11 protein-coding genes are annotated in these 13,078 nt (G+C 40.3%); 4 read left to right on the plus strand and 7 right to left on the minus strand.

Features of this window, described 5'->3' with window-relative positions:
• Positions 1-329 precede the first annotated feature (329 nt).
• Genes H5203_RS08735 through H5203_RS08750 form a run of 4 tightly spaced genes read right to left on the minus strand, consistent with a single transcriptional unit; the run spans position 330 to position 3,616 of the window.
• On the minus strand, positions 330-1,622 hold the full coding sequence (locus H5203_RS08735; RefSeq protein ID WP_182819602.1) for an ATP-binding protein: 1,293 nt from the start codon (positions 1,620-1,622) through the stop codon (positions 330-332).
• 1 nt (position 1,623) lies between these two features.
• Entirely contained in the window at positions 1,624-2,313 is a 690-nt protein-coding gene (locus H5203_RS08740; protein WP_182734726.1) for a winged helix-turn-helix domain-containing protein, read from the minus strand.
• A gap of 26 nt (positions 2,314-2,339) precedes the next feature.
• Positions 2,340-2,771, minus strand: coding sequence for a DUF3019 domain-containing protein (locus H5203_RS08745; RefSeq protein ID WP_259401926.1), 432 nt, complete (start codon positions 2,769-2,771; stop codon positions 2,340-2,342).
• Between the two features lie 11 nt (positions 2,772-2,782).
• On the minus strand, positions 2,783-3,616 hold the full coding sequence (locus H5203_RS08750) for a MipA/OmpV family protein (RefSeq protein WP_182819603.1): 834 nt from the start codon (positions 3,614-3,616) through the stop codon (positions 2,783-2,785).
• Between the two features lie 458 nt (positions 3,617-4,074).
• Between H5203_RS08750 and H5203_RS08755 the strand changes: the two genes are divergently transcribed.
• The 4 genes from H5203_RS08755 to hemL all read left to right on the plus strand — a co-directional run bounded on the left by H5203_RS08755 (position 4,075) and on the right by hemL (position 8,674).
• A complete protein-coding gene (locus H5203_RS08755; protein WP_145241292.1) occupies positions 4,075-5,757 on the plus strand; it encodes a chloride channel protein in 1,683 nt (560 codons plus the stop codon).
• Between the two features lie 19 nt (positions 5,758-5,776).
• On the plus strand, positions 5,777-6,211 hold the full coding sequence (locus tag H5203_RS08760) for a CopD family protein (RefSeq protein WP_145241290.1): 435 nt from the start codon (positions 5,777-5,779) through the stop codon (positions 6,209-6,211).
• Positions 6,212-6,347: 136 nt separating this feature from the next.
• A complete protein-coding gene (locus H5203_RS08765) occupies positions 6,348-7,364 on the plus strand; it encodes an aspartate carbamoyltransferase (RefSeq protein WP_145241288.1) in 1,017 nt (338 codons plus the stop codon).
• 29 nt (positions 7,365-7,393) lie between these two features.
• Complete coding sequence (gene hemL / locus H5203_RS08770; RefSeq protein WP_149982051.1) at positions 7,394-8,674, plus strand: glutamate-1-semialdehyde 2,1-aminomutase; 1,281 nt, start codon at positions 7,394-7,396, stop codon at positions 8,672-8,674.
• A 71-nt stretch (positions 8,675-8,745) separates the two neighbouring features.
• On the opposite strand, the gene mrcB is transcribed toward hemL, so the two are convergent.
• The 3 genes from mrcB to H5203_RS08785 all read right to left on the minus strand — a co-directional run bounded on the left by mrcB (position 8,746) and on the right by H5203_RS08785 (position 13,073).
• Positions 8,746-11,094, minus strand: a complete 2,349-nt coding sequence (mrcB, locus tag H5203_RS08775; RefSeq protein WP_145241284.1) for a penicillin-binding protein 1B — start codon at positions 11,092-11,094, stop codon at positions 8,746-8,748.
• A gap of 411 nt (positions 11,095-11,505) precedes the next feature.
• Positions 11,506-11,667 carry a YqaE/Pmp3 family membrane protein gene (locus tag H5203_RS08780; RefSeq protein ID WP_145241282.1) on the minus strand — a complete coding sequence of 54 codons (162 nt, stop codon included), beginning with the start codon at positions 11,665-11,667 and terminating at the stop codon, positions 11,506-11,508.
• 176 nt (positions 11,668-11,843) lie between these two features.
• Entirely contained in the window at positions 11,844-13,073 is a 1,230-nt protein-coding gene (locus tag H5203_RS08785) for an ammonium transporter (RefSeq protein ID WP_145241280.1), read from the minus strand.
• Positions 13,074-13,078 lie beyond the last annotated feature (5 nt).

The raw sequence follows: 13,078 nt of genomic DNA on the forward strand, positions 1-13,078 counted from the left end.
GAGGAATAATTAACTTTGATTACGACACTCTGATACAACATCTTCTTTGCAAAGTATGCCAAAATGATGAAACTTTAAGAAAGGGAACGCCTTATGTGAATTAAATAACCTGAACTTTGGTTAAGATACTTGCTAATAAATTGATTTAAAATGAATGTTTTTATTCTACAGCCGGAAGTTTTCAGGGAAAACAAGGCGAGTTTACGCGTAAATAGCTCGCCTATTGTAAATAAATTCAACGCAGTTAGCGTTGAAAATAGCTGCTGATGATAGATTTATTATCGAAAGCTCAAGTTCAGTACTTAGCAGCGATGAGTTTTTAAGTCTAATCAGTGTGATGCTCGCTTAAAAACCACCTTAAACTTAGCTCCACCTAACACTTCTGATTGACTAATAGACACTTTGCCACCATGCCATGCGGCAACTCTAACAACAATAGCTAACCCCATTCCATAACCTTGTTGAACGGTGTCGCTTTCACCTCTGGTAAACGGTTTAAATACGTGTTCGCGCATTTCTTTTGAAATGCCTGGGCCATCGTCTTCAATACACATGCTCACACTATTACATGTTTGCTGTGTTGTTATCCGCACGTGCTTAGCTGCATATTGCTGTGCATTTGAAAGTAGATTATTAATTAACATTGCTAAATAATTCTCATCACCATCAATGATTATATTTTCCTTGGCTAATTTGGCTATATCCATTGCAACCGAACAAGCATCACTTGAAGTAAGGTTACACACTGCTGATTTTATCAAAGCATTTAAGTTTAGAGGCATGCGTTTAACTTTAATCATTTTCTGCTCTAAACTGGCGTAATTAAGTAAAACGGCAACGAGATTTTCCATTTCTTGAATATCTCGACTCAAATGACGGACATACTTTTCTTTGTTTTTTGGGTTATTCGTCTCGCCAAGGGCTTCAATACCAAAGCGTAATCGAGCTAATGGAGTTCGTAAATCATGTGACACCGCGTTACTTAATAATTTGTTATCCTTAATTAGAGTATTTATCTGCTCCGCCATAAAATTAAACTCATTTTCAATATCAATTATATAAGACGAATTTGAAATATTAATACGAGCAGAGAAATCACCTTCACCAAAGCGTTTTGCCGTATTTCTTAGTAGCTGTAATCGTTTAATTAAAGGGCCAAGCCAAATAAAGGCACACAGTAAAACCCCCAAATAAAATATGGTTGTTAAAATAATTTGTAGCGCGAGATTATCTTGTTGCTTGCCTTGCTGTGGGATACTGAGCGTCAATACTTGTTGCTGAGTTTGTAATAGCTTATTTACGGTGATCAACTCAGCAGATTCAAGAACCAGAGGATGGCCCTGACTGAAACTATCTCGCAAACTAATAGGTAAAGGAAATTCAGATATGGGCGTTAGTGTTAGTTGTTGCTGGTTTTGCTGTTGCCAGGCGCTTACAAATTGTGCAAGATTACCCGTTTCTTCAAGCGTATTTGCTAATGAGTTAATTATTTGCCTATAAGGGCTAAATTCATCCGTGTTTTTTTTATGCTGATACTCGTTAAAAAAACTATCTAAACCCCAGCCTAAAAATATAATTGCAGAGAGTATTACGACGACTAATGAGACGATCAGCTTCTTCACATTAGGACCAAGCGTCTGCTACAAATAAATACCCTTTACCCCACACAGTTTTGATCCTGCATGGGTTATTAGCATCATCACCAAGCTTTTTTCTTAATCTAGATACAATAATATCAACACGGCGATCAAACCCGTCATAATCAATACCACTGAGTTGATTAAACAACTCCGCACGGCTAACAACTTGACCTGCAGATTGCGCTAGATACCAAAGTAAATCAAATTCGTTAGATGAAATTGCAACAGGCTGATCGTGTAGCCTAGTAGCACGAGAATTAGCATCAATACTCAACTTACCAATTTGTATATGATTTTCGGTTAGATTTGCAGTGTTATGATGGGTTTTTAAGCGTCGTAACAAAGCTTTAATTCGAGATAGCAATACCCGTGGTTTCACCGGTTTTGTTACATAATCATCAGCCCCTAATTCTAACCCCAAAACTTCGTCCATTTCATCATCACGGGCAGTCATCATTAAAATAGGCCCATGATAAAAGTTACGTACTTCTTTGCATACATCAAAACCATCTTTTACAGGCAACATAATATCTAACACAACAAGTTCTGGAATATCGCTTTTGATTAATTCAACCGCCATATCCCCCCGATTAACTAAAGTAACCAAATAACCATGTTCAGTTAAGTAATCACTAAACCATTCGGCCAAAGACATATCGTCTTCAACTAACATTATATGCTGAGGATTTATCTGTTCGATCAAAATAACTTCCACCTTGATTTAGGCCGTTTAGAGGATTCAAATACCCATGACACTGTAATAATAACCGTAACGATATTGTTATTCTGTTTACTTTTTCGAAGCGCGTAGTGACGAGTTGAATCTGATTGAAAATCAAAACTGAATTCAGCATTGTTGACTTGCGTCCAACATTCTACGTTACGCAACTCAGACAGCTCGACTAAGCAATAATCGCCAAGCTCTTCTTGATGCCATTTAAAAGTAACCTGCTGATAACACGTTTGCCCTTTTCGCAGTGCAACACAACGCTTAGGTGTAACAAGTAATTCGTTTTCTTTGCGCGAATGGTTCGCTGCGTATGCACTACTCATTGCCAACTGAAACAGAAAAAATAAGCCCAAGTAAATAATAAGTTTACTCTGTAAGCTTGTTTGATTAGTTAGCGTCATTGTTTATCCACTTAAAATACATAACTAATGCTTGAACTTATACCAGTATAAAAGTCTTGTTGCTTACTAAATAGCGGGCTTTCGTTGTAACCGAATTCCGAACCAAAGAAAACTTCTGCACGCAGCAATACGTTTTCTGAAATAGGATAAGTTAAGCCTATTGATGAATCAAAATTGAGGGAGGATTTGCCGTCATATGCTGCAAAATTAGTCCTTGCAGCTTCTTCTTCTGAAACGCCATAATAATAGTCATTAAGCTTGGCTTGGCGAAACGACAGCGCGAAAATGCTATGAAAGTTCAAATTTCTTATTTGCCAGTTGCGACCAATGAGAGCAGAGGCTACAGCACCGCCATTTCTGCTCGTTAAACCTTGTTTAAGAGTCAATTGCACAACATTTTCACCAATGTAGCCCGTTAATCGACCTCCGATCATAGTGTTCACATCCCGCTCTTCTATACTTTCAAAATTAACTTGGTTTTCTTTTTTTCTTAACCCTGAGCCTGGTCCTGTTAAAATAACATCGAATGACCAGTTTTCTCTATTGTATGCGGTGTAGCCAAAAACAAGTGAATCAGGCGCTTGGTTGGCAAAATCGACAAAAAAGTTATGCCAATTATAACTTCCGATGAGTGTGATACCGATATCAAGATCTTCTTTATCATCAACATTAATAATTGAACGATTAAAAGCATTTAGTCCTAAACCGACTTCAAAAAAATTTTCAGGCTCACTGCTTTTATCGATATTTAAACCAATCTCTCTTGTTAAGTCTGCGGCATAACTAAAAGACGAAAAACAAAATAATAAAATAACGACTAGTAGGTGTTTGAGCGGTGAATACATTTACGCCGACTTCCTTATTGATTAATCACCCATCCATTATATTCTTTGATACCTAAAAAAACGTATCAAGATGCTGAGTATGTAACAAAATGTAGACTCTAAGATTACATTAGCTAAAATAAAAGTACCTAAATAATAAACAACCTAGTTAATCTAATCAATTTAAAAAATTGCTTAAGTACAATTGATAAACCTAAATTAAGCTAATAAGAAGTTTTGCTAGGAAGATGGCGGTGCAGCTATAACTGATCGATAGAGCTGCGACCTAACTTTTACTTTTAATATGACCTGTAAAATATTTTCTTTCATTACTAATATCGGGCCTCTAGTCATCACTCGGCCCACTAATTTAACCAAGAGTAAATCCTTGGTTATGTGTAGATAATTCTAAAATCAAAAGGACTTACTGTCACACTTTTGATAAACTGCCCGCTGAAATAGGTGGCGAGGAAATATGCATGTGGCTTGAAACGCTTAGGCGTCGCTTGGCAAAGCCAAAAACATCGGTGCAATTGTGCTTACTCGGCGTAAGTGCTGGACTCATTGCGGCGTTTTTGATCATTCTATTTCGCTTAACTATTCTATTTTTCCAAGGTTTGTTCCTTGAAAATCCTGACGATTTTACTACCTTACCGCCTCTTGAGCGGGTTTTAATGCCTATTATTGCTGCCTTTTTAATTGCGCTATTTGCTGCTTTGACTGGTTTTAAACATTATCGATTAGGTATTCCCTTTGTTATTCACCGTATTAAACGCCATTACGGGCAAATGCCGTTATACAACACGGTAAATCAATTTGTCGGTGGTGCACTGGCATTGATCAGTGGTTTCTCGGTTGGCCGTGAAGGGCCATCTGTACATATGGGCGCAACCGGTGCAAGTTTGCTGGCCGATAAATTACATTTGCCTCATAACGCCATGCGGACACTCAGCGGTTGCGGGGTTGCAGCTGGTATTGCCGCATCATTTAATACACCACTTGCAGCTGTTATTTTTGTGATGGAAGTGGTGCTTAGGGAATACAAAGTACATATATTTGTGCCAATAATGCTCGCTGCAGTCACTGGTGCACTGGCGACGCAGTTTGTATTTGGTGACGCATCAGAATTAGCACTGATCACAGTGACGGCATTAAGTGGCTGGCACTATCCATTTTTAATCCTGTTTGGTATGGCTTTGGGCGCGGTTGCTTATGCTTTTAACCAAAATCTAATGTTGATCATTCGTACCTTCAAACCTTTGAGTATGTTTCCACGTTTATTGCTGGCAGGTCTGATTGCTGGCGGCATTGCTTATATGGTGCCACAAGCGATGGGTTCTGGTATGAGTGCAATAACTTTGGCCGTAGAAAGCCCTGATGATGTGCAACTATTAACCACTATTTTAATTGCTAAATTACTGGCGACATTATTTGCCATTGGCTTGGGTATTCCCGGCGGGATCATTGGCCCAGTGATTGGTTTAGGCGTACTGATGGGCACTTTAATGGCCTTTTTTGCACAATTTATTAGTCCCGGCGTTGATATCTCTGGTACTTATAGCGTCTTAGGCATGGCAGGCTTATTAGCTGCCACCTTACATGCTCCACTGGCTGCTTTAACTACGGTAATGGAGTTAACCTCAAGTCCTGAAATAATCGTGCCGGCCATGTTAGTTATCTCAGCGGCATACGTCACCGCATTACAAGTATTTGGCAATCGGTCGATATTTTTACAGCAGCTCGACTTTCAAGGTTTAGCCTATCATGTCTCCCCTGCCACCGAAGCACTGCAAAAAGTCGGAGTAATGGACGAGATGGATGAAAACTTCAAACTACTCTATTCAGATGATAAAGAACAAATAGAAAGCACCTTAAATGCTGTTGATAGCCAAACCCCGTTAATTGTTTATGATCCTGAAAATGGTTATCGCCTTGCAGAATATGATTTAAGTTTAATGTCAGATCAAAATATTTCGATCAACTACATCAGCTTGCAAGGGATCAGCAGTCAAGCTACTTTGGCCGATGTGTTTGATGTATTAAAAGATAAGCGCAGCGGAGCTGTGTATATTTATAACTTACTCGATAATCAACAAATTATGGGAATAATGCGCTGGGATCAGATCCGCCACATTCTTACCATACGTAATAGCTTACTGTAACTAACAATAAGAGAACATTATGAGCGCGCTACTGATCTACAAAGCCTTACATGTATTTTTTATGATTGCCTGGTTTGCTGGCATATTTTACTTACCCCGCCTCTTTGTTTATCACGCTATGAGCGAAGAAAAGTCCTGTAACTCCATGCTCAAAGTGATGGAGCGACGGTTACTGTATTTTGTGACGCCATTTGCAGTACTAACGGCGGTGTTTGGCGTGCTGACAATTGTTGAATATGGCCGCGACTGGTTTAAATACAGCATGTGGATGCACTACAAATTAGTATTAGTGATCGTGCTATACATTTACCATGGCTATTGTTTTAAATTACTGGCGGATTTTAAACACGACCGTAATACTCGCAGCCACCGCTTTTATCGTATTTTTAACGAACTACCGGTATTAGTGCTATTAGTCATCGTATTTTTAGCTATAACTAAACCCAGCTTGTAAAATTTGCTATATAACCAAACCACTTCAAGATGCAGAAACTCGCTTCTTGAGGTGGTTTGGGTATAATATTGCGCGATTGCGTGCCCATCGAAGATGGTTAATCGCGCCCCTTTTGAATGTGATAGGAACAGCCCCCATGTTAAGTTTCCAAGGTGAAAATATTCTTTCTGTCAATCAGCTCGATCGCGACTGTATTGAACGTATTTTTGCAGTAGCCAAAAAAATGGAGCCGTATGCTAAAAAGCAAAAACGCACCAATGTATTAGAAGGCGCAATCTTAGCAAACTTATTCTTTGAGCCAAGTACCCGTACCCGCGTAAGCTTTGGTACAGCCTTTAATTTATTAGGTGGTTTGGTTCGTGAAACAACGGGGATGCAAAGCTCTGCATTAGCCAAAGGCGAGTCTTTATACGATACCGCGCGCGTTATTTCAGCTTACGCCGATGCGGTCGCTATGCGCCATCCTGATGCAGGCTCAGTGGCTGAATTTGCTACTGGCTGCTCAGTGCCGGTGATCAATGGTGGCGATGGCCCTAACGAGCACCCAACTCAAGCATTACTTGATTTATTGACAATTGAGCGTGAACTACATCGCTTCGATCAAAAAATAGATGGTATGCATATCGCCCTTGTTGGTGATTTAAAATACGGTCGTACCGTGCATTCATTATCAAAATTATTATGTCATTATAAAGATATAAAATTTTCGATGGTGGCACCTGATGGCTTACAAATGCCTAGCTATATTCTTGATGCCGTCGATAATGCGGGCCATAAAATTGAAATCGTCGATAAAATGGAAGGTAACTTAGCCGCCGATATCGTCTATCAAACCCGTATCCAAGAAGAACGCTTCCCATCGCAAGAAGAAGCCAATAAATACCGTGGTGGTTTTAGAATTAGCCAATCAATTTATAACACCCACTGCAAACCAAACTCCGTGTTAATGCACCCATTACCACGCGATAGTCGTATAGAAGCCAATGAGCTTGATAACGATTTAAACCTTAATGACAATTTAGCTATTTTCCGCCAAGTACAAAATGGCGTGTTAATTCGCATGGCGCTGTTTGCATTGACACTCGATGTTGCCGATAAAGTAGAGCAATACGAAGTTGCTGTGCCTTGGTTTAGCCGTAAACGCGATAGTTAATTTTAACGTGACAACTAATAGGATTTTTTATGACAATTAGCCAAGATTTATTTGCCCGCGCACAACAATCGATTCCCGGTGGCGTTAACTCTCCAGTACGTGCATTTAATGGCGTTGGCGGCACACCGCTATTTATTACCAAAGCCCAAGGCCCATTTACATTTGATGCTGACGGCAACCGTTATATTGATTATGTTGGCTCATGGGGCCCGATGATCATGGGTCATAATCACCCAGCTATCAAACAAGCAGTGCTTGATGCGGTAGAAAATGGCCTAAGTTACGGTGCGCCAACAGAAGCTGAAATTCTAATGGCTGAAAAAGTAAAAGAGCTAGTACCATCAATCGAAAAAGTTCGTATGGTAAGTTCTGGCACAGAAGCGACCATGAGTGCAATTCGCCTTGCTCGCGGCTTTACTGGCCGCGATAAAATTTTAAAGTTTGAAGGCTGTTACCACGGACATGCTGATTCATTATTAGTGAAAGCGGGTTCTGGCGCATTGACTATGGGCGTACCAAACTCGCCAGGTATCCCTGAAGATTTTGCCAAGCATACATTAACTGTTTCGTTTAATAACCTTGATGAAGTAAAAGCTATTTTTGCCAAATACGCTGACGAAATCGCCTGTATTATCGTAGAGCCAGTTGCTGGTAACATGAACTGTATTCCACCAGTACCAGGCTTTTTAGAAGGCCTGCGTGCAGTATGTGATGAATATAAATCAGTGCTTATTTTTGATGAAGTAATGACCGGCTTTCGCGTAGCCCTAGGTGGTGCACAAGCCTATTACAACATCATTCCAGACTTAACCTGTTTAGGTAAAGTGATTGGCGGCGGCATGCCAGTAGGCGCGTTCGGCGGTAAAACTGAGATCATGGATTACATCGCTCCTGTTGGCCCAGTTTACCAAGCAGGCACTTTATCAGGTAACCCAATTGCTATGGCTGCGGGTCTAAAATCGCTAGAGTTACTGTGCGTTGAAGGACTACATGCTGATCTTGAAGCAAAAAGTAAAGCAATCTGTGAAGGTTTTGAAGCCGCAGCAAAAGCTGCAGGCATCGCCCTAACAACTAACTATGCCGGTGGTATGTATGGCTTCTTCTTTACTGAACAAGAGAAAGTAACCACTTACCAACAAGCAACTCAGTGCGATTTAGAACGCTTTAAAAAGTTCTTTCACTTGATGCTTGAAGAAGGCGTGTATTTAGCACCATCAGCATTTGAAGCTGGTTTTGTTTGCTCTGAACACTCTGAGCAAGAAATTGCCGATACAATTGCAGCAGCAAAAAGAGCTTTTGCTAAGCTTTAAACTATTAAACATAAAAAAGCCCGCAAGGGCTTTTTTTATGTCTAAAATAAATACCTGCTCCAGTAATTACTTTACTGACAGCTAGGCCTTGGCTCAAATTCACTGGCTCTAAGTGGCAGTTGAATTACTTTACCGCAGCCCGGTGGCGCTTGCTTACCCGTTAATTCATTAATAAAAGCCCAGCGAATTGAAGGCGGACGAGTATCTGCTATTGCCTCAGGGTTGAGCGGCTTAAGATAACGAATATACGTTTCTAATGCACCAACACTACCCGTTAAGCCTGTACTTTTATTATCATCACGACCAAGCCAAGCAACGGTTACTGTATTTTGATCAAACCCTGCATACCAACTATCACGTAGATCATTACTGGTGCCCGTTTTACCAGCCAGCTGAATTGATGGGAAATGGGCATTTAAACGTTTAGCAGTGCCATCTTTTGTGACTCGCTTCATCGCGTATTTAGTCATATAAACAGCGGCTTTATCAAAACGCGGTTCAGAACTAACTTGGTGCTGATAAAGCACACGCCCAACAGAGTCGGTTAATGCCGAAATAGATGTTAATTGACGGTATTCGCCATCAGCCGCCAACGTGGTATAAAGCTGTGCAACTTCAAAGCTCGACATTTCAACGGCACCAAGCAGTAATGATGGATAATGTGATATTTGCTCTTTAGCGCCGAGTTTATTGAGTGTGTTCGCTACTTTATCAACCCCGACATCAAGTCCCAAGTTGACCGCAGGAATATTGATACTTTGACTAAACGCTTTATATAGTGGCAGCATACCGCGATATTGATGATCAAAATTCTCTGGTTGCCATACTTTGCCTTGCTCATTAGTCACTTGTACTGGCGAGTCATCTAACAAAGTAGCTAAGTTATAGTGCGGTAAACCCAAAGCTGTTAAATACACAGCCGGTTTAACTAACGAGCCTATGTTGCGCTTAGTATCAAGTACGCGGTTAAAACCTAAAAAGCGCGGATCGCGTCCCGCAACTAAAGCAGATATACCGCCTTTCTCTACATTCACTGAGATCATCGCCGCTTCAAGCTGCTCTGTCGTGGCGCGTTTTTCAAGGTAAGGTAGGCTTTTTTCAATTGCCTCTTCCATTGCCGCTTGTTTTTGGAGATCAAAATAAGTAAATACACGCACGCCCGCATCGAGTACTTCTTGGTCCGGTAGTAATTTTTTCAGCTCACGATCAACCAGCTCTAAATAACCAGGATACGATTTAGGCAAGCTGTCTTTCATAGGTGCAATATCAATTGGCCGCTTTAATGCAGCACGGTATTCGCGGGTATCAATTAATTTATTATCAACCATCAAACGTAGCACTAAATCACGACGTTCCATAGTGCGTTCAGGATAACGGCGTGGATTATAATATGAAGGGCCTTTCACCATCGCAACGAGTAGTGCAATTTGATCGAATTCAAGCTCATCAACAGGCTTAGAGAAGTAAAACTCAGAAGCTAAGCCCATGCCATGCACACCTTGGTTATACGATTGACCAAGGTATACTTCGTTTAGATAAGCTTCTAAAATTTGATCTTTTGAATAGCGATAATCTAAAATTAACGCGATCAACGCTTCGTTAAATTTACGGACCAGCGTACGATCACGGGTTAAATAAATATTTTTTGCCAGCTGCTGGGTTAACGTACTACCGCCTTGAACTGTACGCCCTGCTTTAATATTGCTGTATAAAGCCCGCATAATCGAAAACACGGATACACCGTGGTGCTGATAAAAGTTCTGATCTTCAACCACTAATAATGTATCTGTAAGCATCGGCGGGAATTTATCCAACGGCACAAACTCTCGATCTTGTTTTGAATCATTGCCTATGCGCGCAATTTGTACTGGCTCTAATCGAGCATTGTTTAAACGCCTGCCAAACTTATCTTTAATACTCGCGAGTTTTTGTCCTGCAAAGCGTAACTCAATAACCTGTGCTTGCTCTAAGCCATCATAAAATTCAAATTCACGACGGAAGATTTTAATACTATCGCCCGCTTTTACATACTGACCAGTTCGACTTAACTGATTGACCGATGAATAGTTTAGCCTATCAAGCTCCCACACCACTTCTTGGCTAGATAAGAATTGTCCTGGGTAAAAACCCATTGCTCGTGCATAAACTTGTGCTGGTAATTGCCATTTATTGCCTTCAAATTGACGCGTAATTTTGGCATCTAGATAAATTAAATATAAGCCCATCGCAACAATACCAGCTAAGCTTAGTTTCCAAAAAATAGACCAGACTTTGCGACCAATTCCACGTTTTTTTATATTCGCTGCAGACGTATTTTTAGTCGAAGTTTTTTTCACCGACTTAGACGCTGTGCTTGGTGCTTTCTTTGCCGGGCGTTTTGATGGAGTTTTAGTGGAGCGGGAGTCTTTTTTATCAGCCATTGACGTTGCTATTTATTTCCAGAGTTAAATTTACAGGTGCGAGCTTAGCATATAGCTATATACCCAAGCCACCTCAAGATGCAGAATTCAGCGTTTCACAGGGGCTTAATATCAAGGCGTTACTTTGCAAGAATGGTAATCCCTTTTAAGAAGTAACAACGCTGAGAGTAAGTTCCTGTGAAACGCCCAAGGGGTTGGTTTAAATGCGATTTATACTGCGTTATTGATTTTAGCAATAGAACCACTATTACTTGCAATCAATGCCTTACCTAAATCGCTTTTAATTCCAACTGAAACTCGCTTCTTGAGGTGGTTTGGGTATATTACACCTGCAAAATTAACCTTGACTGAAACTACTTGCCCCGAACTTTGGGCATTAAATCTTTTAACCTCAGTTGCGGTGGCTTAATTTTAGCGTGTACACAACCACAATGAGTGGATCATTGCCGGTATAAAAAATATAAAGCACAAGACAATATTAATAATCAAATCTTTACCCACACCCGCTTTCAAAAACACAGCAACAGGTGGTAAGAATATAGACAAAATAATCAGTAATAGTTTGTTATCCATGCTTAACCTTATTTGTAGTTGGACTAATTTTAAGCATAGTTACTTATTGTGATTTTTGCTGTTTTAATAAACTTTAATTAAAAAAATTTAGCCTCTGCGTAAGTACAAAAAAAGCCCTAATCTAAATTAGGGCTTTGTATTGAACACACAATGATTTTAAAACTTTTTACTTTTAATTAGTTACTACGTACCGAAACAAACTCAGGGTAAGCATCAATGCCACAATCGTGTTGATCCATACCGTTTAGTTCTTCTTCCTCTGTTACCCGGATACCCATGGTTTTCTTAAGTATTGTCCACACAATAAGTGAAGCAATAAATACAAAACCTAAGATACATACTAAGCCAATTAACTGGTTCACTAGGGTTGCATCAGTATTTGATACTGGCACTAAGAGAATACCCAAGATACCGCACACACCGTGCACTGAAATAGCACCTACAGGGTCATCAATTTTAACTTTGTCTAGTGCTACAATGCTAAACACCACTAATGAACCACCTAAAATACCCAGTAAGCAAGCAAGTAAAGGTGACGGTGATAATGGATCAGCAGTGATAACAACCAAGCCAGCAAGCGCACCATTAAGTACCATAGTTAAATCTGCTTTACCCCACAACACTTTACAAACAAACAGTGAAGCAATGGCACCGGTTGCCGCAGCAGCGTTAGTATTTAACAATATTTTACCTACTGCAGTCGCGTTTTCAGCATCAGAGATAAGTAATTGTGAACCACCATTAAAGCCGAACCAACCCATCCATAAAATAAATGTACCTAATGTAGCCAATGGTAAGTTAGAGCCTGGAATTGGATAAATTTCACCATTTTTACCATATTTTCCTTTGCGAGCGCCGAGCATTAATACACCGGCAAGTGCTGCAGCAGCGCCTGTGCCGTGAACAATGGCAGAGCCTGCAAAATCAACAAAACCCATTTCAGATAAGAAACCGCCGCCCCATGTCCAGTAACCTTCAACTGGGTAGATAAAACCAGTTAACACTACCGCAAAGGCTAGAAAAGCCCACAACTTCATGCGTTCAGCAACCGCACCCGATACAATCGACATAGCGGTTGCAACAAATACGACTTGAAAGAAAAAGTCAGATTCTAAAGAATGATTAGCATCAGCGGCTTGGGTGCCAATAAGCCCACCTAGAGATGGAATTAAGCCACCTTCAGCGTTGTCTACATACATAATGTTGTAGCCAACTAGTAAGAACATGGTACATGCGATGGCATAGAGCGCCACGTTCTTAGTTAAAATTTCAGTGGTATTTTTTGAACGCACTAAGCCCGCTTCGAGCATGGCAAAACCTGCTGCCATCCACATTACTAAAATACCCGACATTAAAAAATAAAATGTATCTAACGAAAACTTGAGTTCTACGATCGTGTTTTCCATAAAGC

Source organism: Pseudoalteromonas sp. SG41-1 (genome assembly GCF_014164575.1).
In the GTDB taxonomy this organism is placed as follows: Bacteria; Pseudomonadota; Gammaproteobacteria; order Enterobacterales; family Alteromonadaceae; genus Pseudoalteromonas; species Pseudoalteromonas rhizosphaerae.

What these genes read in the sequence shown, in the direction of transcription:
- H5203_RS08740 (WP_182734726.1), bottom strand. Translation starts at nt 2,313, where the DNA reads ATGTTAGTTGAAGACGATATGTCTTTGGCCGAATGGTTTAGTGATTAC.
- H5203_RS08745 (WP_259401926.1), bottom strand. Translation starts at nt 2,771, where the DNA reads ATGACGCTAACTAATCAAACAAGCTTACAGAGTAAACTTATTATTTAC.
- H5203_RS08750 (WP_182819603.1), bottom strand. Translation starts at nt 3,616, where the DNA reads ATGTATTCACCGCTCAAACACCTACTAGTCGTTATTTTATTATTTTGT.
- H5203_RS08755 (WP_145241292.1), top strand. Translation starts at nt 4,075, where the DNA reads ATGTGGCTTGAAACGCTTAGGCGTCGCTTGGCAAAGCCAAAAACATCG.
- H5203_RS08760 (WP_145241290.1), top strand. Translation starts at nt 5,777, where the DNA reads ATGAGCGCGCTACTGATCTACAAAGCCTTACATGTATTTTTTATGATT.
- H5203_RS08765 (WP_145241288.1), top strand. Translation starts at nt 6,348, where the DNA reads ATGTTAAGTTTCCAAGGTGAAAATATTCTTTCTGTCAATCAGCTCGAT.
- hemL (WP_149982051.1), top strand. Translation starts at nt 7,394, where the DNA reads ATGACAATTAGCCAAGATTTATTTGCCCGCGCACAACAATCGATTCCC.
- mrcB (WP_145241284.1), bottom strand. Translation starts at nt 11,094, where the DNA reads ATGGCTGATAAAAAAGACTCCCGCTCCACTAAAACTCCATCAAAACGC.
- H5203_RS08780 (WP_145241282.1), bottom strand. Translation starts at nt 11,667, where the DNA reads ATGGATAACAAACTATTACTGATTATTTTGTCTATATTCTTACCACCT.
- H5203_RS08785 (WP_145241280.1), bottom strand. Translation starts at nt 13,073, where the DNA reads ATGGAAAACACGATCGTAGAACTCAAGTTTTCGTTAGATACATTTTAT.